General features: G+C 60.6%; 15 protein-coding genes. 8 read left to right on the top strand and 7 right to left on the bottom strand.

Features of this window, described 5'->3' with window-relative positions; translation table 11 throughout:
* Positions 1–310 precede the first annotated feature (310 nt).
* The 3 genes from P9292_RS05375 to P9292_RS05365 all read right to left on the bottom strand — a co-directional run bounded on the left by P9292_RS05375 (position 311) and on the right by P9292_RS05365 (position 8,031).
* The gene (locus P9292_RS05375) at positions 311–2,626 is read right to left on the bottom strand and encodes a cytochrome P450/oxidoreductase (RefSeq protein WP_309958276.1); all 2,316 of its coding nucleotides are present in this window, start codon (positions 2,624–2,626) and stop codon (positions 311–313) included.
* 80 nt (positions 2,627–2,706) lie between these two features.
* The gene (locus tag P9292_RS05370) at positions 2,707–6,414 is read right to left on the bottom strand and encodes an autotransporter outer membrane beta-barrel domain-containing protein (RefSeq protein ID WP_309958275.1); all 3,708 of its coding nucleotides are present in this window, start codon (positions 6,412–6,414) and stop codon (positions 2,707–2,709) included.
* 273 nt (positions 6,415–6,687) lie between these two features.
* Positions 6,688–8,031, bottom strand: a complete 1,344-nt coding sequence (locus P9292_RS05365; RefSeq protein WP_244829879.1) for an Nramp family divalent metal transporter — start codon at positions 8,029–8,031, stop codon at positions 6,688–6,690.
* A gap of 211 nt (positions 8,032–8,242) precedes the next feature.
* Between P9292_RS05365 and P9292_RS05360 the strand changes: the two genes are divergently transcribed.
* The 5 genes from P9292_RS05360 (at position 8,243) to rpoD (ending at position 16,421) form a co-directional block, all read left to right on the top strand.
* Positions 8,243–10,219 carry a phage integrase family protein gene (locus P9292_RS05360; protein WP_309958274.1) on the top strand — a complete coding sequence of 659 codons (1,977 nt, stop codon included), beginning with the start codon at positions 8,243–8,245 and terminating at the stop codon, positions 10,217–10,219.
* Between the two features lie 155 nt (positions 10,220–10,374).
* Positions 10,375–11,553 (top strand): AAA family ATPase, encoded by a 1,179-nt coding sequence (locus P9292_RS05355; RefSeq protein ID WP_309848244.1) that lies wholly within the window; start codon positions 10,375–10,377, stop codon positions 11,551–11,553.
* Positions 11,554–12,525 (top strand): ParB/RepB/Spo0J family partition protein, encoded by a 972-nt coding sequence (locus P9292_RS05350; protein ID WP_309846605.1) that lies wholly within the window; start codon positions 11,554–11,556, stop codon positions 12,523–12,525. It begins immediately after the preceding gene.
* Between the two features lie 316 nt (positions 12,526–12,841).
* Positions 12,842–14,188: a replication protein O gene (locus P9292_RS05345; RefSeq protein ID WP_309958273.1), complete on the top strand. Its 1,347-nt coding sequence runs from the start codon at positions 12,842–12,844 to the stop codon at positions 14,186–14,188.
* 229 nt (positions 14,189–14,417) lie between these two features.
* Positions 14,418–16,421, top strand: coding sequence for an RNA polymerase sigma factor RpoD (gene rpoD / locus P9292_RS05340; RefSeq protein ID WP_250510867.1), 2,004 nt, complete (start codon positions 14,418–14,420; stop codon positions 16,419–16,421).
* Between the two features lie 74 nt (positions 16,422–16,495).
* On the opposite strand, the gene P9292_RS05335 is transcribed toward rpoD, so the two are convergent.
* From P9292_RS05335 to P9292_RS05325, 3 genes are all read right to left on the bottom strand, one after another.
* Complete coding sequence (locus P9292_RS05335; protein WP_250468939.1) at positions 16,496–16,849, bottom strand: hypothetical protein; 354 nt, start codon at positions 16,847–16,849, stop codon at positions 16,496–16,498.
* Between the two features lie 289 nt (positions 16,850–17,138).
* A complete protein-coding gene (locus P9292_RS05330; protein ID WP_309958737.1) occupies positions 17,139–17,783 on the bottom strand; it encodes a glutathione S-transferase N-terminal domain-containing protein in 645 nt (214 codons plus the stop codon).
* 55 nt (positions 17,784–17,838) lie between these two features.
* A complete protein-coding gene (locus P9292_RS05325) occupies positions 17,839–19,110 on the bottom strand; it encodes an IS256 family transposase (protein WP_409015145.1) in 1,272 nt (423 codons plus the stop codon).
* A gap of 509 nt (positions 19,111–19,619) precedes the next feature.
* Here P9292_RS05325 and P9292_RS05320 point away from each other — a divergent pair.
* The gene (locus P9292_RS05320; protein WP_250468942.1) at positions 19,620–20,117 is read left to right on the top strand and encodes a hypothetical protein; all 498 of its coding nucleotides are present in this window, start codon (positions 19,620–19,622) and stop codon (positions 20,115–20,117) included.
* Between the two features lie 122 nt (positions 20,118–20,239).
* On the top strand, positions 20,240–21,007 hold the full coding sequence (locus P9292_RS05315) for an SDR family oxidoreductase (protein WP_309958271.1): 768 nt from the start codon (positions 20,240–20,242) through the stop codon (positions 21,005–21,007).
* Positions 21,008–21,025: 18 nt separating this feature from the next.
* Here the strand turns inward: P9292_RS05315 and P9292_RS05310 are convergent, their stop codons facing one another.
* Positions 21,026–21,256 carry a hypothetical protein gene (locus P9292_RS05310; protein WP_244829870.1) on the bottom strand — a complete coding sequence of 77 codons (231 nt, stop codon included), beginning with the start codon at positions 21,254–21,256 and terminating at the stop codon, positions 21,026–21,028.
* A 198-nt stretch (positions 21,257–21,454) separates the two neighbouring features.
* Here P9292_RS05310 and P9292_RS05305 point away from each other — a divergent pair, with 198 nt between their 5' ends.
* Entirely contained in the window at positions 21,455–23,458 is a 2,004-nt protein-coding gene (locus P9292_RS05305; RefSeq protein WP_309958270.1) for a sigma-54-dependent Fis family transcriptional regulator, read from the top strand.
* The last annotated feature ends 140 nt before the right edge of the window (positions 23,459–23,598 follow it).

Here is a 23,598-nt window from a genome sequence, read left to right as displayed (position 1 = left end):
TTTTGTCTAAAGGACCGCACGGCCGTTCATTAATCATCTTATTCAGCCGAAATTTTGGACGACATTAATCCGTCCGTATATGGAAGGGCATCTGCAGATAAGATGTGTGATCACAATTCACTCTTTGGATCGTTACAAATATGCTTTGGTTATCACAAAACATTCCGAAAACTTATACGAACGATGACGGAGCGGAATATCAACATTTCACCTTCGGGTTAATCGACTTTACGATTGATAAAGATCGGGCGTATGAACGACCTTTTAAATGCGCTCGAGCGCCGCACAGAAAGTTCGCCCCAGCCGATTATCAAAGCTCCAAAACGAGCCGCGGTCCTTTCGCGCGTGAGCAGCACGTCATCATGCGGCGATTCGATTGCCGCTCTGCTCTAGTCAGGACCACATCGCGATGATCGATTTCTCCGTCGAGCACGCGCACTTCGCAAGAGCCGCATAAACCTTCTTCGCAATCGCTTTGCACATCGACGTTTGCGCGCCTCAGTGTCGCAAGCAAAGTTTCCCCCGCTCCAACCGTCAGCGTGAAACCGGAGTCCTTCAGTTCCACTTCGAACGCGTGCTCGCTGCCAGGATCGAGTGCACTGAGTGTCGATTCGAAATGTTCCGTGGTGAGCGCGTCTTCCGGCCACGCGTCGCTGACTGCGGCGAGCGCATCGAGCATGCGCGCGGGACCGCATGCGTAGACTTGCGTGCCGCCATCGACGTGCAGCGACGCGAAGTCGATGCGCTCGCCTTCCGCCGACACATACACACGCAGACGGTCGCCATGAAGCGCGGTGAGTTCATCGACGAACGCCATCGACGCGCGCGAGCGGCCGCTGTAGTGCACTTCGTATTCGATGCCAACGGCGCGCGCGCGCCGCGCCATCGCACCGATCGGCGTAATGCCGATACCGCCCGCTATCAGCACGAGCCTGTCAGCGGTCTCGTCGAGCCGGAAGTGATTGCGCGGCCCGCGAATGCGCCAATGCGCGCCGGGCTTCACATTGCCGTGCACCCATGCCGAGCCGCCGCGACTCTCCGTCTCGCGCAGCACGGCGATCTCGAACACGCCGCGCTCGTCCGGGTCGCCGCACAGCGAATACTGCCGCGATAGTCCCGTGTCGCCGCAGACGACATCGATATGCGAACCCGCCGTCCAGCGCGGCAGCGCGCGGCCATCGGCGGAAGCGAGACGCACGCGCACGACGCGATCCGCGCACGCCTCCACGCTTTCGACGACCACCGGCCGGCTCACCGCATGCGCCGACGGCTCGCCGATCCGCACCACTTCGCGCGCCTCGCGCACCGACGCGTCCGCGCGCTCCGGGTTCATCGCCGGGTCCCATTCCACGAACACGTGTTCGGGTCCGCGAAACGAAGTGTTCGGCACATAGGTAAAGCGCTGCTTCGCGAGCTTCATGTGCGGCAAACGGCGCGTGAGTTCGTCGAGGAAAATCTGCATCTCCATGCGCGCGAGATTCTTGCCCATGCATTGATGCGCGCCGTAGCCGAAAGTCAGTTGATCGCTGGCGTTTTCGCGGCGGATGTCGAAGAGGTCGGCGTCGGCGAACTGATGCTGATCGTGATTCGCCGATGAGGTCACGATCAACAGCTTCGAGCCCGCCGGAATCGCGATGCCGCCGATGACCACGTCCTTCGTCGCGCGCCGCCGCCACGCCGCGACCGAACCGTTGTGGCGCAAGCATTCCTCGACCGCGTTCGGAATGAGGCTCGGGTCGTCGCAGATGTCGCACCACGCGTCGGGATGTTGCAGCAGCAGCTTCATGGCGTTGGCGGTCGCGTTTGCGGTGGTTTCGTGCGCGGCGACGATACCCGCCATCATCATCGAATGCAGATAGGAGTCGGTGACGACTTCGGGCTGCTCCTTTTGCTTGCGGATGCCGTACTGCATCCAGCCGGGACCGGACGGATCTTCGCGCATCTTGTCGAGCACCTTGCCCGCGTACTGCCAGAAATTGCCGACCGCGTGCGCCACGGCGACCTGCTCTTCGGGCTTCGGACGACCCCATGTATTGACCGTATGCGCGATCGAGTAGCGGCGCAACGTGTCCATGTCTTCCTCGGGCACGCCGAGAAAATGCAGCGCGACGGTGAGCGGCACTTCCCAGAGCATCTGATCGACGAGATCGGCGCGGCCATCGTCGATAAAGCGATCGACGTAGCTGCGCGTGAGCGCGCGGACCATAGGCGCGTGATGCGCGAGCTCGTCGGGCGTGAAGGGCTCCATCAGCGCGCGGCGGCGCGGCATGTGCGCGGGCTCGTCTTCGTTGACGAGCGTGCGGTTGAGCGCAAACCCGTAGGACGCGAGGACGGCGTTGGCTTCGGGACCCGTGGGCGTGATCTTTTCGAGCGCGATCGACGGACTGAACGTGAGGTTGTCGCGGAAGATCGCCTTGATGTCGTCGTAGCGCGTGACGACCCAGTAGCCGAGCTTCGGACTATAAAAGACGGGCTCCTGCTCGCGCGCCCAGCGAACATATTCGGGCGGATCTTGCTGATAGCCGTCGCCGAAGGGATCGAAACTGGCCGCGCGCGAGCTGACAGGGCAGCCGTTCGGGGCGAGAGAGGCATCGTCGTGCAGGGGGCATTGCGGCGCGCTGCTCATCTTCGTCTCCTGTGTTCGTGCTCTTTTAGTCTCCAATAGTATGCATGGAGTCACGCGAGCGAACAGGTTTCAACGAGCGCTCACCACTTCCACCGCACGCCGAGACCGCCTTCGATCGCGCTGCGACGCGCGCCGCCGATATTCGTCGTGTAATTCACGTTGGCGAACGCGCTGCCGCGTGCGCTCACCTTCGCGACGATACCCGCACCGAGTTGCGCGGTCGTGGCGGATACGCTCGTCGGAATCACGGTCGATGCGGCGAAGGTCACGGTATCGGTGGCGCCGAAGTAGCGCCAGAGGTTCGCGCGCAAATAAGGCTGCCACGAAGTCCCGGCCGCATCGAAGTTGCCGAACAAACGTAGGCCGAGCCGCCCGATCAGACCGCTCGCTTCATCGAACGATACGTGCGAGATGCCGTCATCGATATCGTCGAGACTCGCGTGCTGCCAGATCAGTTGCACTTGCGGCTCGATGCCGAGGCCCGCGGGCAGCGCGATGGGCAGCCCTGCTTCGAACGATGCGGCGAATGTCGTGCCGTGTGTGCTGGCGCCGACGCCGCGGTTCGATACCGGATCGGCGGTGAGCGTGCTGCCGAGCACGACGGCATCCGTGTACCAGCCGCCGGGGCCGATGTGCGTCCAGTAGAGGCCGGCGCTGTAGGCATCGACCGAGAGATGGCCCACGGCTGAGTTGGGGAAGCCGAGCGCGAAGCCGCTAACGTCGCCGCTTGCGCGCGCGAAGCCGAGGAAAAAGCCATAGTGATTGCGATGACCGGTGGAGCTGGCATCGGCGTACACATCGTGTCCAACTTGCGCGCCACCGATTCCACCGCTGAATTCCGGGTCCGCCGCGCCGCTGTTGCGCAGCGTCGCGTGGCCGCCCCAGACGCGCGCCCATGCGGCGGGCAGCGCGCCGGTTTCGCCTAGCAATGACTGCTCGCCCTGACGTTCGTGGAATGTGCCGATTTGCTGGATCGCCAGTTCGCGCATGATGATCGGCACTTCGGTGTAGACGGGCACTTCGGTTCGATAAAGCGGCGTCGGAGCCGCGCCTGGCGGTGGCGGCGGCGGAAGCGGTGGTGTTCCGGCGGCGGCGGTTGGAGTCGGTGGGTTTGGTGTCGGTGTCGGTGTCGGTGTCGGTGTCGGCGTTGGCGTTGGCGTTGGTGTTGGCGTTGGTGTTGGCGTTGGTGTTGGCGTTGGTGTTGGCGTTGGCGTTGGCGATGGCGATGGCGATGGCGCTGGCGTTGGCGTTGGCGTTGGCGTTGGCGTCGGCGTCGGCGTCGGCGTCGGCGTCGGGGTCGGCGTTGGCGTTGGCGTTGGCGTTGGCGTTGGCGTTGGCGTTGGCGTTGGCGTTGGCGTCGGCGTCGGCGTCGGCGTCGGCGTCGGCGTTGGCGTTGGCGTTGGCGTTGGCGTTGGCGTTGGCGTTGGTGTCGGTGTCGGTGTCGGTGTCGGTGTCGGTGTCGGTGTCGGTGCCGGTGCCGGTGCCGGTGTCGGTGTCGGTGTCGCGGGCGTAACCGGAGCCGGAGGCACGCTCGACCGCAGATACCAGTTGTCGGCCGTTCCGTCACTGACACCGCCCTTGAACAGGTAATACTGGAAAGCGCCCGCCGCTACCGGATGCGCCAGCGTGAACGCGCCCGCCGATGTCGTCGCGCCGTTGGTTGCCTGCACGACCTGAATCCCGTCGTTCGCCGTGAGCCCGCCAGCGCCGCCGACGTTAGTTACGCCAATCGAAGTCGTCCCGGCGCTCACGCCTTGCGCAACCACGAGTCTGTCGCTCGGCGCGCCGTCCGCGCCTACGACGCTCTGCACCAGCAGCCGGCCGTTGTTGCCCGTGTAGTTGCCATTCACGACGAACGCATCGCTCGTACTCGCGCCGCCGTTCGTCAGGTCGATCGTTCCCGCGTTGTTCAGCGTAACGAGTTGTCCGGCGACGGCGGGCTGGAGCGCCACGCGCCCGATCCCGCCCGCCAAAATCGTGCTCGTCGCATCGAGATCGAGTAATCCGGCGCCGGTCGTGGTATCGCCGAGCGTCAGGCCGTTTTCATCGAACGTGAGTTGCGTTGCATTCGATGCAGTAATCGTCTCCCAACCGACGAAGCGGTTCAGCCCGCTCACTTGCGAATTGTCGAATGTCAAAGCGTCGATGCCCGCGCCGCCGTCGATGCGCGTCGTCGCGGCGAATGTCGCATCGGTCAGATTGCGAATCGTGGCAGTGTCGTTGCCCGCGCCGAGCGACACCGGCCCGCTAATCGCGCCGCCGCTCCAGGCGAGCGTGTCCGCTCCGCTTGTCGTCGTCACGCCCTGACCGATCGTGCCGCCCGTGTTGGTCAGCTTGTTCGTGCCGCTGCCGAGATCGACCCGTCCGCCAATCGTCCCGCCCGAAAGCGAGAAAGTGTCGTCGTTCTGGGCGGCGGTGACGTTGCCATCGATTTGTCCGCCGGACATCGTGAAGACGTTGTTGCCGATGTTCAAGTCCGCTGTGCCGATGCGCCCGCCCGTGATTTGCGCAACATCGCCATTCGCGAACACGCCGACGATGCGTCCTCCGGACATCGTGAGCGTGTCGCGTCCATCGCCTTGATCGAGCGAATCGAGCTGGCCCGCCGTCATCGTGAAGGCGTCGATGCCATCGCCCTGGCGAACCTGTCCCGTGACCGTTCCGCCATGCATGTTGAACGTGTCGCTTCCGGTATCGGTGCGCACGGCAACGCCCGCGCTTCCGGCAATCACGCCCGTATTGCTGATCGACACGTTGATGCGCCCGTTCGCCACGACGGCCTCACCGGTGTCGCCGCGAATCGTCCCGGAGTTGCTGATCGTCTCGGCTCCGTTGGCAATCGTCACGCCGGTCGCGCCTTGAATCGAGCCGGCGTTGTCGAGCGTGCCGCCGCCGTTCGCTGCGATCCCGCTTGCCTGCTGACTCACGATGCTCGCGCCCGCCGCATTCACGAAGGACACGCGCCCGGTGATGGAGGCGCCCGTTCCGCCAGCGCCGCGCGCGGTGATCGTGCCGGTGTTGGCGATTGCGCCTGGCGAGGCATCGAGCGAAGCGATGCCATGCGCGCCATCGCCCGACACGTCGATCGCGCCATTGTTCGTGATGACGTTGCCGCCCGCACTGGCGTTGACAAAGACGCCGTGCGCCAATGCACCGGTCGTCGTGATCGTGCCGTTGTTCACGAGGGAATCGCCATGCGTCACGGCGGCCATGCCGTACGAGTTCGCGCCGCTCGTCGCGACGCCTCCGTCATTGATCAGCGTGCCGCTGCCCGAACTTTGAGAGTCGATCATCGCTGCGGCGTTCGCACCGTTCGTGCGGATGACGCCCGTCGATTCGTTGTGGATCGTGACCGCGGCAGCAGAGTTGAAGATGCCCGCTGCGCCCGAGCCGGTGGTGACGGCGCCGCGGTTCAGCAGCGTATTGCGACCGGCGCCAATGCCTTGACTGGTCATGGCATTGGCGCCGCCAGCATTGATCCGCAGCGTGCCGCTGTTGCTTGCGAGGCTCGTGTCGCGGATGAGGATGCCGCTGTTGCTACCGACATCGAGTTCGGCGCCGGGCAACACTTCGATCGTTACGTTGACGCTGCCTGAAACCGCGATGACCGGCAAGGTCGAGGGATTGGGCACGCGGGTATCGCACGTAGCTGTCTCGCCGGATTGCGGTGCGTTGTTTTCACATGCGCCCAGAGCCGGCAGCGCGCGCGAAAGACAAAAGACACCGAACGCGAGCGATAACCCTCGAACGAGCGGCGTCAGGTGAACAGCGGGCCTCAAGCAGTTCATGTTTTTTCCGACGCCCCGACTGTTTCGTTTTTCCTGGCGTGGATGCGGAGAGTTGCACGCACGCCAACGACCGACTCACCTGCTACCACGGTGCAAAGGTCAGGTTAGTGCACGGGTTTCATTTAAGCAAAGCATGCTGAAGAATCTATCGCGTCGGCGTTTTCAGGGACTTCGTCTTTGATGGATGGTCGTTGGAAGGCTTTGTGCCATCACTCCGTCCTTAAGCCATTTCGACTACTCGGCCGTTCTATCTATATAGAGGACGTGGCGCGTTCAAACGAAGAAGGTATCGACGAGCAGTTTCACGTTGAGCACGACGATCACCGCCGCAACCAGCCACGCCAGCGCGGCGGTCCAGCGCGAAACGACGAAAACACCTAATTTGCGTCGGTCCGAAACGAATCGGACGAGCGGGATGACGGCAAAAGGCAATTGCATCGACAGGATCACCTGACTCAGGACGAGCAGATGCGTCGTGCCCTTCTCTCCATACAGCGCGGTAACGACAATGACCGGCACGATAGCAAGACCTCGCGTGATGAGCCGTCGCGCCCAGTTCGGAATGCGCAGTCGCAGAAAACCTTCCATGACGATTTGGCCGGCGAGCGTCGCGGTGACGGTCGAGTTCAGGCCCGACGCGAGCAGCGCGACCGCGAACAAGGTCGATGCAATGCCGAAACCCAAAAGCGGCGACAAAAGCCGGAACGCTTCCTCGATCTCGACGACTTCGAAATGGCCCTTCGCGTGGAACACGGCGGCGGCCACGATCAGGATCGCCGCGTTGACGAAGAGCGCGAGGGTCAGCGCGATCGTGCTGTCGATGGTCGCGAAACGGATCGCCTCGCGGCGGGCGGGAATCGAATCGCCGAACGCGCGCGTCTGCACCACCGAAGAATGCAGATACAGGTTGTGCGGCATGACCGTCGCGCCGAGGATGCCAATGGCCACGTACAGCATTTCGCGATTCGTCACGATTTCCGTCGATGGCACGAAGCCGCGCATGACCTCGCCCCAAGGTGGCGCGGCTGCGGCGATCTGCAAGGCAAAGCAGCCTGCTATCACGACGAGCAACACGATGACGAACGCTTCGAGCAGGCGAAAACCCTTGTTGATCAGGAAGAGCAGCAGGAAAGCATCGAGCGCGGTGACGAGCGCGCCGGCGATCAACGGAATACCGAACAGCAACTTCAGCGCGATGGCCGTGCCGATGACTTCGGCCAGGTCGCACGCGATGATCGCCGCCTCGCAGGCGAGCCAAAGTGCGAGATTCACCGGTTTCGAATAATGATCGCGGCACGCCTGCGCCAGATCGCGGCCGGTCGCCACGCCGAGCCGCACGGCAAGCGATTGCAGAAGAATCGCCATCAGATTGGAAAGAAGGATGACGGCGAGCAGTGTATAGCCGAAGCGCGATCCCCCCGCGATGTCCGTCGCCCAGTTGCCCGGATCCATATAGCCGACGGAGATCATGTAGCCCGGCCCGGCAAAAGCGAGAAAGCGCCTGAACCACCATCCGCCCACCGGCACGCGCACCGACGCGAAGACCTCCGGAAGACTCGGGCGGGGAGCGTCGTCCTCTCCCGATTGCTTCAACTCGGGGCGTCTGGGTTCGCGCATCGGCACGTCTCTCCTGAAAGTCCGATATGAACGTGCTGGAAATATGCGCTTTGCGAATTGAACATTCAAGCTGACGGTACACTCGACGCTGGTCTTCGAATCGCACAGTCTGATAAATCTACTTATCAGACTGTGCGATTTTCCTTGTCAAATTCGAAGCTGGTTGATAACCTTCCCGCAAATTGTTGAATACAAAGGGAAATCAAGCAGGATGGCAACAGCTAACCCGGCGAGTATAACCAATCCGGCTGCCGACGCGCCCCGCTTTTCGCCCACGCGCCGCCTGACTCGCCAACACTTTGCGCTGTATCGCGGCTATTTAGATGGCGTCTCCGAGGCGAAACTTCACGCGTCTTATGGCGATGCCGGTACGGATGTCCGTACCACACGTCGGCTTATCGTCACGTTGCGCGACACGCTTTCGGTGCTGGCCCGACGCGCGCACGACACCGACGCCGCTTACCTCTTACGGTTGCGGCCGGGCAGTATCCCGCTTTTCGAGCCGCCACAAACGCAGGACACGCCATCGCTCGATGAATACCGTGAGCGGATCGACCCCGACGGCGTCTATAGCGAAGCCGAATTACTAGCGCTCTACGAGGAAGAATATCCGCCCGGAGCCACACCGGCGCTGGATCGGCGGGCTTCTCGCAATCTCCGGCTGCGACGGCGGCAGACCGACGCGCTATCGCGAATGGAGGCAAGTCTCGCGCAAGAGCCACGGCAGGATCATCCACTGGATGGCTGGTTCGAACCGGCTGTGACCGCGCGGCTCGCAGCGGCTGGGCTTTCTACCGTCGGCGATGTCGTTTCGCTAATCGAAACCCGGCGCCAGCGCTGGTACACGGTGGTTCCGCGACTCGGGCCGAAAGGAGCGCAGCGAATCGTGGACTGGTTGCAGCTTCACGCGTACGCGCTTCGTCATACTTTTTCACCGTTGGCTCTCGTGCCGCGGCGCGATTGGCCGAGTGACGCATTGGCACGAGGTTCGGAATGGACTGGGTCGCGGGACGAGACGCTTCGGATTGTCCCGCTCGAAGCGCTGCGAGTTCCTGCGGCGCTCGATGGATCGAAGGGGACGAATCGGCGGCCGTCAGAATTTGGCACGGATCTGCAGGCAATCCACGCGTGGCTCGCCGCGCGAACGGCCAGCGCGCACACGCAAAGGGCTTATCGCCGGGAAGCAGAACGGTTGCTGCTCTGGGCCTTGGTGGAAAAACACAAGCCGATGTCGTCTTTAGACGAGGCCGACTGCAACGAGTACATCACGGCTTTTTTACCGAATCCGCAGCCTTCCGCGCGCTGGGTGGCAAAAGGTCGCGTCGATCGATGCCTTTCGAGCTGGCGGCCTTTTGCCGGGCCACTTTCTGATCGAAGCCGGGAATCCGCGCGCGCAATTTTAAGCGCGATGGGCGCGTGGCTAGAGGCGCAGGGGTATCTGGCGACAAACCCGTTTATTGGACAGACGCGTGTGGCCGAGCCGCCGGTCTTCGACGCCGTGGACCGCTCACTCGATACGGATCAGTGGCAGATTGTGCTGCAGTCGGTATCGCGCGATGTCTATGGTTTCGCCGAGCATCGTGACCGCCTGGCGCTGCTTTTGGCGTATGCCACCGGCATGCGTCGGGGAGAACTAGCCGCAGCGACCACGGACGCGCTGTCGGTCGGACGGCTTTCCGGCGTTGCCGGTCCGATCTGGCGAGTAAGCGTCGCGCGTCAGCGCGGCGAACCAAGAACTGTGTTTTTGCCGCCGGCCGTTGCGGAAGCGCTGATTGAAAATCTGGCGCTTCGCGGTTTGTCTGATCCCTTGGCCTGTCCAGAAGGCACGCCAATTCTCGCGCAGATTCGCGGCGGCAGTGCGCTTGGGCCGGATGGCATCGGCAAACTGTTCAAGCGGGTGTTCGCAAATGCGGCCGCTCTCGCCGACGGTCATGTTCCCGGCTCCGGGAAGCGCCTCGCACAGGCCAGCACTCATTGGATTCGACACACGCACTCCGTTCATGCGCTCGCACACGGCGCAGCGTTACCGGAGGTTAGCGCTAACTTGGGTCATTCGAAACTTTCGACGACGAAGGTTTACCTGGAAAATCAGGATTCGTCCAAACTACTAGGCGTCGAACGATTGATTCGGAGGGCAACATTCGCCGCTCAAGGGCCCTTGTCGACTGATTCGCTGCCCGTCAAGTAAACGTCGTGTTGTAAAAACGCCCGATTTCGGGATAAAACAACTTCAGAGTTTACTTGAGGTTTACCGGTTGGCCGTTTATTCTTCGGTTTGCAGCATGTTTTCCACAAACCGAAGAATCTATAGCCTACTCAGGCCCGCCAGTGACCGCGAATTCAATGCTAAGCGCTCGGCTTCCCGAAGTCGATCAATCCGTCTCAATCGAGACGCTCTTGGGAGTGGCCGCCCAAGCCACTGACATTCTTAATCAGATCCGCGACGCAATGCTGGAGCCGTATCCCCGCAAAAGCGCGCCGACTTTCACGAGTGCTCAGGTGGCCTCGCTTTGCGGAGTCGATAAGCAGCGGTTTCAGTACCTCACGACCAAGGGTGAACTTCCCGCTGGAACGTCGAAAGGCGCCGGCCGGAGCAAGGAGTTCACGCTTGAAGAAACGTTGACGTGGATTCGGGCGACCAAGGAGCGAGCGCGAAGACCCGAGGGTAAACGCGGACGTATCGTCACTGTCGCGAACTTCAAAGGTGGTGTTGCGAAAACCACCACTGCAGTATCCGCCGCCCAAGCGCTCACTTTGCTCGGGCGGCGCGTGCTGGTAATCGATTGCGACCCGCAAGGCACGACTACGCAGCTTTGCGGCTGGGCACCGGATGCGGAGATCTCCGACGATCAGACGCTTCTTCCACTTATATACGGCGATCAGCAAACGCTGCACTACGCGGTGCAGGAAACCTATTGGCACAACCTGGATCTCGTCCCGGCGTCATCGTCCTTGTTTGACGCCGAGTTCGAGATTCCGGCCAAGGTTCTCAACGACAGCACGTTCGAGTTTTGGGAGATTTTGCGCAAAGGCCTGTTGCCGCTGACGGCGGAGTATGACGCCGTTGTCATCGACACGCCGCCTGCGCTTAGTTACCTCACGATCAACGCCCTGCTCGCCTCCGACGCAATCTTGCTGCCCTGCCCGCCCGAAGCACTCGACTTTGCGAGCTCTACACAATTCTGGCATCTGTTCGCGGACATCGCGAAGAAACTGCCCGGCGTGCTCGAACAGAAGCGCTTCGACTTCGTCAATGTGATTCTGACCAAGGCAAAGTCCGACGATGTGTCGCGCGTCGTGCGCGGCTGGCTTCAGAAAGCTTATGGCGATCGCGTCCTTCCGTTTGAGATTCCCGAGTCGACGGTACCGAAGGGCGCTTCTGCTCAGCTGTCCACGGTCTATGACTTGTCGAAGCCCGACGGAAGCACTGCCGCGTACAACCGGTTCAAAGAGCCGCTCGATCGGCTCGCCGAACATCTCGACGCGCAGTTCGTCCGCGCCTGGAATCAATCGGAGGCTTAAATGGGTATCGGCGACAGACTGCTGGCAAAGACCGCAAACATTGGAACCAAGCCGGCCGAGCCAAATCAGCCGCGTGTCACGAGCACGGAGGCGCGGACGTCACCCGGAAGGTTGATGGACGCGCAGCATCGCATCAACACGGCGCAGGCGCGTATCAAGGAATTGGAAACGCAACTCGAAGAGCGGGCCGCTTTGGAAGTACCGCTCGACGCGCTGATCGAGGTTAGCGGGCGTCGGCGGAAGCTGACCAGCGAACAGTTCCAGGAATTGAAGAGCAACCTTTCCCAGCACGCTCTAGCGACGCCAATTTTGGTGCGCACGCTGACCGATGGGCGTTATGAGATCGTGGCCGGTCACAATCGTGTGGCCGCATATCGCGAGCTTGGTCGCAACACTATCCGCGCTAACGTGGCGTCGATCGAAGAAGGTGAAATTGAATTTGCGGCGTTCTTCTCGAACCTGCTTTCACCTTCTCTGACCGACTTCGAGAAGTATTGGAATTTCAAACGCCTGCAGGAGCTGAGCGGGCTTTCGCGCACCGAAATTTCGGAGAGCGCGGGACTTAGCAAAAGCCACGTTACCCGCATTTTTTCGTTCGACGCTCTGCCAGAGGCTGCGAAAGCGGCGCTTGCGGAAAAGCCGGAAAGACTCGGCAGCAATGCTGCGCAAAAGCTCGCCGCTTTAACTGAGGCAGGCAAAGCGGAAAAAGTCGTTGAAGCAATTCGCCGATTGATTGATGACGAAAATTTTACGCAAGACAAAGCAGTGGCGCTGGCGGCGGAGAAGCCTAAGGCGATCGCACCTAGTACTACTGTCGTTCGTGCGGGACGGAGAAAGGTCTGCGAGGTCTCAACGAGGAACGGCGTAGTCGGAGTTCGATTCTTCGAGAACGACGCAGGTGACGCCGAGCAATGGGGGCAACGAATTGCAGACTTCATCAACAAGACGTTGACCGAAACCGAAAGAAGCTGAGGCTCTACTAGATTTTATTTTTAAATCAACGAGTTACTTGTAGCTCAGATGGCGCCAACCGATGAGCCTACTAGAAACTCGTTAATAATCAATCACTTGAAAAATATAAACGCGAGGCAACGATGTAAGTAATTTGCGTTAGAAAGACAAAAGCCTTCGGCGCCAACCGAAGGCTTTTGAATTCGGGCTCAACTGCTGCTCGCCCGGTCCGCTTCCCGACGCCAATCGGGTCACGAAGTACACAGATCGAAGTTTAGCGGATCGCGATCGGCAGTCAAGCGTTTGCCCTCCATTTCCAAAAATGGATGTACTTGACATGCATATCGCGCAACTTTCCGTTGCAGGCGAGGACTTTTCTCGCCTCGAAAAACACGAACCATCCGAGAACTTTGCGGACCAACAAGCGCTCGATGATTACGCTTGCGATCGGTCCAATCTTCCCTGGGTCATCTTTCGAGCCGCTTACCGAGCGAATCATCTCGCCGCACTGCCTGCCCGCGCTCGAGCCTTACTCGCCGCTCTGGCTCGCACTGTCGACGCACGTCGTCCCTACGCGGCAATCTTCGCTCGCCGTGAATTGCTAACCGGCCGCGCAATGCAGTCCATGCGTACGTTCTATCGAAGCCTTGAGGATTTGGAGAAGGAGGCCTTAATTACACGTCCTCCGCAGACTCGCTACGGCGCCGCTGGGCTGTTCGGACGTGCCTACCTACATCTCACACCAAAGGTCGTTACCCTTCTAGGTCTTGTTGAGTCAGGTAGCGATACGACAACTAATGCTCAAAATCCAAACGAACGGAAATCAAACCGCGAGCAACCTTCTTCTTTGGTTTCGCCGTCTGCCACCGTGGCAGACGGCGCTATATATAAGGATCTATACCCTACTAGTCAAAAGAGACAACCAGGAAAGCTCCCCGCGGACCTCGAACGCCTGCGCGGTCTGGGCTTTCGTCATTTCCTGATCTTCCGGCTCATGCGCGAAGCGTCCGAACACGCCAAGCGTCTGTCCGATGTGGTCGAAGCCTCCTGGAAACACCTCCAACGGGCGAAGCATCCGATCAGCTATCTTCGGGCACTCCTTCGTGCCCCCGTCGACTTTACTTACCGCGTGCGGACCATTCACGAAGGAAACGTTGAGAAGAAAACTCGAATAGCTCGCGACATCGAACTGCAAAGAGCTTCTGCCGAACTTGCCGGTCAATCTTTTGTGAGCCATGACGGAGCAAGAACATTCCTCGTTTCTGAGGACGCAAAATCCGTCACCACGCATCATCGCAACGAGCGACACCCCCGCACTAGGGCAGGCGCCTGGGCGACCGACTTCCTCGCGGCCATCAAAGCCGGGAAGATCGTTCCGCACAGATCTGATGCGCCGCCAGCGCAAGGTTCGCGCTCTAAATCTCAAATCGATGACACGCATGACCTAAAGACGTCGACTTGCTCGCACGCGGCGCAGTCGCGCTTGAAAGCGCTGAAGTTGCTCATACTTGCTAAACAGGCCGGAGGGCCAAATGGACTGCCAAGAGCGTTGAACAGTGCGTCCGTCATCGAAAAGGCGAGCATCGAACAAGTGCCAGCGCATACGCGAATCTCGAGTCTTGTCGCCGACACTGGCTATGTTAGGGCCCAAGCTGGCATATTGAAAAAACAGCCCACATCGTAACGAATGCTGATATAGTCTAAGGTTGCGCCCGCTAGGGCGAATGGAAGGTGCAGTACGTCGAACTAGACGGGACTGTGCATTTTGCTCGAAGCGATTTTCAGCCACCCGTCCATATAGAGTCAGCAGTCTCGGCAGCGAAAAGCGTGCGCCGAATGCCTACCAAAGTCAGCGAGCCTTTTCGCTCGCGCACGGACCTGTCATCGTCGAGCAAACCTGTCGAGGAGAAAGTATGGCAAGTTTTGATCGGGAAGATTCGGAGCTGGATATTGTCGCGCCGGCGCGCAGGTCCGCGGGTCGACGGGCAGGGAAGGGTAAGGGCCAGACCGGCACGATGCAGCCCGATGTCCCCACGACGGCGGAGCAGGAAGAGGAGCGTCAGCGCCAAATGCGCGCGCTCATTCAGTTGGGCAAGGAGCGGGGGTATTTGACCCACGCCGAAATCAATGACCACTTGCCGGACAACTTCGCGCAAACGGCGGCGATGGAAACCATTGTCAGCACGTTCAACGACATGGGCGTCGCGGTGTATGAGCAAGCGCCCGATGCTGAAACGCTGCTCTTGAGCGATAACGCGCCTGCTGTCGTCGCCGATGAACAGTCGGAAGAAGAAGCCGAGAACGCGCTGCAAACCGTCGATTCCGAGTTCGGCCGCACGACGGACCCCGTTCGCATGTATATGCGTGAAATGGGCGCAACCGAACTGTTGACGCGCGCTGGCGAAATCGCCATTGCGAAGCGCATTGAAGATGGCTTGCATGAAATGATTCAGGCCATCGCTGCGTGCCCGTCCACGGTCGCCACCATTCTGGCGGACGCGGCTCAGGTCGAATCGGGCGAGATCAAGATCGACGAACTCGTCGACGGTCTGAAGGAAGACGATACGGTAGAAGAAGATATTTCGGCATCCGATACATCGGACACGTCCGAGATTGATACGGACACCGAAGAATCCGGCGACGATGAAGATTCCGAAGACGACCTCGAAGGCGGCGATTCCGCTGCATCGAATGAAGCGCGTTTGAAGCAACTCAAAGCGGATTGCCTGGAAGTTTTCGCGCGCGTGAGCGACCTTGCCGAGCAAGCAAGCAGTCCGAAGAGTTCAGGCGCCGCGGCTTCGAAGGCCGTCGAACGGGCACGCGCGGAGATTCAACGCGAGCTCGGTTCCATTCGCTTCACGGCGAAGACCATCGACCGTTTGTGCGCGGACGTCCAGCAGCAGGTTGCGCAAGTTCGCGAGATCGAGCGTCGCGTGCTGCAAATCGCGGTAGATCGTTGCGGCATGCCGCGCGACAAGTTCGTCGAATCGTTCCCGGGCAACGAGACCGATCTCGAATGGACGGCGCGCACGGCGGCGGCTTCGCGTCAATACGGCGCGTCGCTCGAGCGCAGTTTGCCGGCCATTCAGGCTGAACAGCAAAAGCTCATCGACATCGAAGCGCGTGTTGCCTTGCCGCTCAAGCAGCTCAAGCAGATCAATCGTCAGATGACGGCTGCCGAGTTGAAAATGCGTCAGGCTAAGCGTGAAATGATCGAGGCAAATCTGCGTCTCGTGATTTCGATTGCGAAGAAGTACGTCAACCGCGGCATGCAGTTTCTCGACTTGATTCAGGAAGGCAATATCGGCTTGATGAAGGCAGTGGACAAGTTCGAATATCGTCGTGGCTGGAAGTTTTCGACGTATGCAACCTGGTGGGTTCGTCAGGCTGTGACGCGTTCGCTTGCCGATCAGGCCCGCACGATTCGCGTGCCGGTTCACATGATCGAAACGATCAACAAGCTGAACCGCATTTCGCGTGAAATCCTGCAGCAGACGGGACAGGAAGCGCATCCGTCGGTGCTCGCGGAACGCATGGAAATGCCGGAAGAGAAGATTCGCGGCATCCTGAAGATTGCGAAGCAACCTGTGTCGCTCGAAACGCCGGTCGGTGAAGATGCCGACGCGACGCTCGGTGACATGATCGAGGACCAAGGCGCGGCATCGCCGGCGGATGCGGCCGTGCACGCGAATATGCGCGCCGCAATCGACGATGCGCTCAACGCGCTTTCGCCGCGCGAAGCGAAGGTTCTGCGCATGCGCTTTGGTATCGATACGGCGTCCGACTACACGCTCGAAGAATTGGGCAAGCAGTTCGATGTGACGCGCGAGCGTATTCGCCAGATTGAAAGCAAGGCAATGCGCAAGCTCATGCATCCGAGCCGCGCGGACAAGCTGCGTCCTTTCCTGGATCGCTGATCGTTTTAAGGGCTGTTGAGGCATCGAAACGCGCCGCCAGTTTTGGCGGCGCGTTTTTTTCGTCCGCGATTTTCTCAACCGTGCGATGTGCCTTTCGGCGCCGACGTCGATGAACACGTCTGCAACGCGTCGATTGCCTTATGCGCAAGGTTGAGCGTTTCCTCACACGCACGAGTGTTGGCGAATATCGAGCAGCCGCCGCCCGCATCGATTTTCGATACCGCTTTGCGCACCCGATCCAGCGCAAGTTGCGGCGACCCGGTGTCCTTGATGATGCCAGCCAGATCGAACGCGCTGCCGGCGCCGGTTTCGACGTAACCCGGACACTGCGTTTCCGCATGAGCGACCACGCAAATCAACGCAAGCACGGCAACGGCGAATCGGCGGCCGGGCCGCGTCGCGGTTTGGGAACAGGAAATAACATTCATGGGTTGCCGGCTCCCGAAACGGTCGCATTGAAAAGGCGCGCTTCGCTTTTTATCCACATCCGCACTGGACAAGCTTGTGGATATCCTGAGCGCCGGGGCAAACTATTGATGCGAAAGGCTTTAAACCCGACGTCTGATTTTCGCGCGATGCCCCACATTGTGGACCTGTCCCAGCGAACGCGTCTAACGTGTCAAAAAGCTGCGACTGGCACGCGCGTTCGCCCTTAACCGTTTCCGCACGATTTCGGCAATATCGTCAGCGACGGTTGATCAAGCAAAAATCCAACGATCACACGCGCTTCGGAATCTCTAGTCCACGTTGAACCGCCGGGCGCGCGAGGAACACATCGAGCACGCGCTTTACGTTCGCGAAATCGTCGAAACCGACGAGATCGCGCGCTTCATAAAATCCGACTAGATTGCGAATCCACGGGAACGTCGCGATATCGGCGATGCTGTAATCATTCCCCGAAATCCAGTCGCGGCCGGCGAGGTGTTTGTCGAGGACTGCGAGCAGGCGTTTCGCTTCGGCGACGTAGCGATCGCGCGGACGCTTGTCCTCGTATTCCTTGCCGGCAAATTTATTGAAGAATCCGACCTGGCCGAACATCGGGCCGACACCGCCCATCTGGAACATCAGCCATTGAATGGCTTCGTAGCGTTGCGCCGGGTCTGCCGGAACGAATTGGCCGCTTTTATCGGCGAGATAAATCAGAATCGCCCCGGATTCGAAAAGCGGCAGCGGTTGACCGTTCGGACCGTTCGGATCGATGATCGCGGGAATCTTATTGTTCGGATTCAACGACAGGAATTCGGGCGACATTTGATCGTTGGTATCGAATCGCACGAGATGCGGCTCGTAAGGCAGCCCTGTCTCTTCCAGCATGATCGACACCTTCACGCCATTGGGCGTCGGTAGTGAGTAAAGCTGAATGCGTTCGGGGTGTTGGAACCTGTCCGCATTTTTGTGTGCGAGGCGGTTAGCGGAGTCACCCGCGTGCGTTGGTAAAACGCTCTCCAAACAGGATGGCAAACTGGTTCATCGCGGACGACCAGTCGAACGCCGCGCGTACTGACTTTGCCAGCACGTTGCGCAATGCCAGCCACAGCAGCTTGATGGCGGCCTCGTCATTGGGGAAGTGGCCGCGTGTCTTGATGATCTTGCGTAGTTGCATGTTCAGACTCTCAATGGCGTTTGTGGTGTAGACAACACGGCGTATGTCCGGCGGAAACACGAAGAACGGTGTGACGTTCTCCCACGCCCGTCGCCACGACTGCACGATAGTCGGGTACTTCGCACCCCACGGGCCTTCGGCAAAGGCCTCCAGGGCCTGCTGAGCGGCCTGTTCACTCGCGGCGGCATAGACCGGGCGCAGCGCTGCGGCCACGCTCTTGCGGTCCTTGTAGCTGACGTACTCCAGACTGTTGCGGATCAGATGCACGATGCAGGTCTGCACGGCCGTGCGCGGGTACGCCGTGCCAATCGCCTCAGCCAGTCCCTTCAGGCCGTCGACCACCGCGATCAGGATGTCCTGGCAGCCCCGGGTCTTCAGTTCGTTGAACACTTTCAGCCAGAACTTCGCCCCTTCGGTCTGTTCGATCCACAGGCCGAGCACATCGCGCTGGCCGTCGGCCTGAATGCCCAGCGCCAGATACACCGCCTTGTTGCTCACCACGCCGTCGCCACGGATCTTCACACGCAGCGCGTCGAAGAACACCACCGGGTACATCGGCTCAAGCGGACGGCTTTGCCAGGCGAGCGCTTCAGCCATGACTTCGTCGGTGACCGAGCTGATGAAATCGGGCGAAACCTCGGTGCCATAGGCTTCGGCCAGAAACGCCTGGATCTCGCGCACACTCATGCCGCGCGCGTACATGGCGATGATGCGCTCGTCGAAACCGGTAAAACGGCGCTCGTGTTTCGGAATCAGGATGGGTTCAAAACTGCCGTCACGATCACGCGGCAGATCGACCCTGAGCGGGCCATAATCGGTGATGAGCGTCTTGCCGCTGGCGCCGTTACGTTCGTTGTCCTGGCCGTCGGGTTTCGGCTGCCCCGCCAGGTAGCCCAGATGCATCTTCATCTCGGCGCCCATCGCGCGCTCGATGAGTGCCTTGTTGAACGCCAGCATCAGGTCCTGGACCTCGATGGGCGTCATCGGGCCTTTGACCAGGTCATCCAGCAGACCTTCCGGAAGGGCAGGCAGCGGCCCTCGGGCCGCTGCCTGAGAAGCGACGGTGCGTTTCTTCTTCATCGGCATATCCATGACTTTTACCTCTCATAATATGCCTCGCCCACAGAATTACGGATAGGTCCGGTGTTGTGCTGGCCACTTCTGGGTAATCGGAAAATCGGCTAAAGAAGTCATGCTGGTTCCAGAAGAAAAGAATTGCTCAATATAGCCGATGGAATTCAACAGATCGCATCATTAGCTGGCCAGGGCGCTTGCGATTACTTCTATCCAAAGGCCCCGTTTTTTCGCCGAAGCGCACTCGGGCCGACTGTCGTTGCACATGCAACTTTGTCGTCCAAACCCAAACACATCGGGTATCGAAGCAATTCAATCGCGCTTACAAAACCGCACGAATCAACTACACGCGCAATTGTAAAAACCACAGCGAAGACAAGCAGTTAGCGCACGCCACCGTCACGACTCACCGCCCAGGCAACCGCAAACAAAGACAAACTTAAAAATTGGCTTGCTTATTGCATTACACAAAACGTAGTCCATGCCGTATCGATCAACTCAACCGTTGAATTGCTGCTGCCATGAAAACCGTCCCTTTCGCCACGCTTACCGTCCTTGCCGCACTCGCCGGCGCGCTGATACCCGGCGTCTCGACTGCCCGTCCGCTCGAAAGCCAACTCGACTGCCAATCCAGCGCGCATCGCTTCATCGCGCCACTGCGCGACGACCGCTCGATCGACGCTGCGCCGATGCGCGTCGAAGCCAACTCGGTCAACGCGTTCAAGCCGACTCAAGGCAGCGAACTCACGGCCTACGGGTTTCGCGTATATGCCGTGCTCGGCTACGAACAGGGCGATGCCATGTTCAAGCAGGGCAACGGCCGTCCGATCAACGACTCGGCTTACGGCGTAGTCGTGCTCGGCGCGAAAGATACGGTCGAGGATCGCGTGCGCGAATCCGGCAGCAACGCAATCGTCCATGAAGTCGTGCCGATGATGATGACCGTCGTCTTCTGCGATGGCAGCAACATGCGCAACACCGCGCGCACGGTGGCGACGGAAGCATCGAGTAATCGTTGAAACGTCTTTGAAAGCGCTCGCTGAAAAGCGCCGCGCTTGTCTCCGCATTCGTCGATAATGTTCTTCCAATCGCGCGATGCACTCACAAGGGTGCGCGCGCACCACAACAGGAGAACGCCGACATGTCCGACGCAGTGAATAAGCAGAAGCGCATTGCCATCGTCACCGGAGCAGGGAGCGGCATCGGCCGTGCGGCGGCGCTTGCTCTACTCGGCGACGGCTGGTCGGTCGTGCTCGCGGGCCGACGCGCGGCGCCGCTCGAAGCGGTCATTGGCGAAGCCGACGCAAGCGAACGCGCGCTTGCCGTTCCGACGGACGTCTCCGATCCGCAATCGGTCGAAAAGCTCTTTGCGGCGGCGGTCGAGCGCTTCGGACGCGTCGATTTGCTGTTCAACAACGCGGGCATGAGCAATCCGCCGGGACCGTTCGAGGAATGGACGCCCGAGCAATGGCAAGGCGTGGTGAACGTCAATCTGAACGGCATGTTCTATTGCCTGCAACAGGCGTTCCGGACGATGCGCGCACAAACACCGCGAGGCGGCCGCATCATCAATAACGGTTCCATTTCGGCGAGCGCGCCGCGTCCGAATTCGGCCGCCTACACGGCGACCAAGCACGCGGTCGGTGGACTGACGAAATCCGCATCGCTCGATGGCCGCAAGTACGACATCGCGGTCGGTCAAGTGGATGTCGGCAACGCACTGACGGATCTGTCCGAGCGCATGTCGCGCGGCGTGCCGCAGGCGAACGGCGAGACCGCCATCGAACCGATGATGGACGTGAAGATTGTCGGCCAGTCGGTGCTTTACATGGCGAATCTGCCGCTCGAAGCCAACGTACTGTTCCATACCGTGATGGCGACCAAGATGCCGTTCGTCGGCCGCGGCTGATTCAGTCGAACGCGCCTTTCATGTGGTGCGATACCAGACGCGAATGCCCGAGTACCAATGGCTGACGCTGGTATCGTCGCCCGCGCCGAACGTCGAGAGGCTCTCGACGTTCAGTACATCCACACCGTTTTCCTCGATCCACCGGTTCGCGCGCTCGACCAGCGTCGCGCCGTTCTCATACACGTTGCCTTTGATCAGGTGATGCTGCACGACTTGCCGCTCGAAGTCTTCGTAGGCGATTTTTGCCATCGCTCGTCTCCTGTTTTTCCACGTTGATTGCTGCGGCGCAACCAGTGCGCCGCATGACGCGTCCTGCCGATTCGAGCATCATATGGCCTGAACGACGCCGCGCGCGGAGCGGTTTACCCGCGGTCGCACGACCGTGCGCGAGCGACAAAAGACGCCAGCCAACGAGCGTCCGGGCACGAGACACCCAGGAGAGCACGCATGGACATGCGGCAACGCGAGCACATCGAGGCAGTCGTCGCGGCGACGACGCGCGCGCAGGTTCTGGCGCCTGCGCGCACGCAGGAAAGCATTATTCAGACTTCATGGCGTCGTTGCGTTCATCAATACGGGCTCGATCCGTCGCGCATGCAGGAAGCGCGCATCCTGACGCAGACGCGCTTGCGCGAGCATCAGCAACGGATCGACGATTTCGCGCGCATCGCTCGACATGGACTGGAAACACTTCACGAGCAGGTCGCGGGAATGGGTTACGTCGTGCTGCTGACGGACGCGCTCGGCGTGACGGTCGATTACATTGGCGACGCCAACACCGATACGGCCTTGCGTCGCGCCGGGCTTTATCTCGGCGCGGAATGGAGCGAGGACGGCGCGGGCACGTGTGCGGTCGGCACTGCGCTCGCGACGGGGCAGGCACTGACCGTGCATCAGATCGATCACTTCGACGCCACGCATATTCCGCTCACTTGCACGGCCGCGCCGCTCTTCGATTCGCGCGGCGCGCTCACCGCGATCCTCGACATCTCCGCGCTGACTTCACCGCAAGCGCGCGACAGCCAGAACCTCGCGCTGCAACTCGTGCGCATCTACGTGCGGCATATCGAGAACGCGATTTTTCTGCGCACGCATCGGCAGGACTGGATTCTCAAGCTCAACACATCGCCCGAATTTGTCGATGTCGATCCTGAATATCTGATCGCGCTCGATGAGGGCGGGCGCATCGTCGGACATAACCGGCGCGCGCACGAAATGCTGGCGGCCGAGATCGGGAAGCCCATCGCGCCGGGAGAAACGGCGGCGTCGCTTATCGGCATGCGTTTCGATGCGCTCTTCGAAGCGCGTCTGGAAGATTTGAGCCGTTTCGTCTATTCGCGGCCGAGCGAACTGCGCGCGCTGCCGCTTGCGCGCAGCGGCGCGCTGCTATATCTGAGCGTGATGCCGCCCGCGCCATGTTTCGCGCCATCGACGCAAGAAAAATCCGCAGGCGCGCCCGGCATTCCCGCGCCGCTGGCCGCCCTCGGCGGCGGCGATCCCGCGCTTGCGCGGCAACTCGAACGCGCCGCCAAACTCGTCGATTCGCCGATCAATCTGCTCGTGAACGGCGAAACCGGCAGCGGCAAGGAATTCTTCGCGAAGGCGCTGCATCGCGCGAGTGCGCGGCGCGCGGGTCCGTTCGTCGCGGTGAACTGCGCGGCGATACCGGAGACGCTCATCGAAAGCGAATTGTTCGGGCATCTGCCGAACAGTTTTTCCGGCGCGGGTCCAAAAGCAAAGCGCGGCCTGATTCAGGAAGCCGATGGCGGCACGCTTTTCCTCGATGAAATCGGCGACATGCCGCGTGAGTTGCAATCCCGTCTCTTGCGCGTGCTGGCTGAAGGCGAAGTTCTGGCGATAGGCGCGTCGCGTCCGGTTTCCGTGGATGTGCGCGTGATTTCCGCGACGCATCATTCGCTCGACGCGCTGATGCAGGACGGCCGCTTTCGCGAAGACCTGTACTACCGTCTGAACGGCGCGCGCTTCGCGTTGCCGCCGCTGCGCGAACGATCCGATCTCGACTGGCTGATCCGCAAGTTCCTCGATGCCGATACCGCGCATGGTCCCGTCGCGTTGTCGCCGGCGGCGCGGGTTTGTTTGCATCGGCATAAGTGGCCGGGAAATTTGCGCGAGCTCAACAACGTGCTGCGCTACGCGCGAGCGGTGTGCGCGGATGGCGTGATCGAGGTGGCCGATCTGCCGGATGGATTTGTCGAATCCACCGCGCACGACGCCGCGCCGCAACCGCCGCATGCACATGTGGCCGACGAAGCGTTCGATACACATCGCCTGCCGCCCGAGGGCATGTTGCTGATGCAGTATCTGCGCGCGGCGAGCTGGAACCTGAGCGCCGTGGCGCGGCAGATCGGCGTGAGCCGCATGACGCTGTATCGGCGCATGGCGCGCTATGGCATTCGTTCGCCGAATCAACGTGACGCGGGCGAACGTTGAGCATCCGCATTTCGCGATACGCCTGTACTCCATGAGACACCTGCCGCTGTGACACCTGTCACGGCGGCACGCGTGCAACGTGCCCTTCCTCTCGTAAAACACCCGTTATTTCCGGGTAATCCCTCGCTATTCCAATTGGC

Source organism: Caballeronia sp. LZ001, from assembly GCF_031450875.1.
Classification (GTDB): domain Bacteria; phylum Pseudomonadota; class Gammaproteobacteria; order Burkholderiales; family Burkholderiaceae; genus Caballeronia.
The sequence above is the reverse complement of the archived record's forward strand: the minus strand, read 5'-3'. Positions and strand labels throughout refer to the sequence as shown.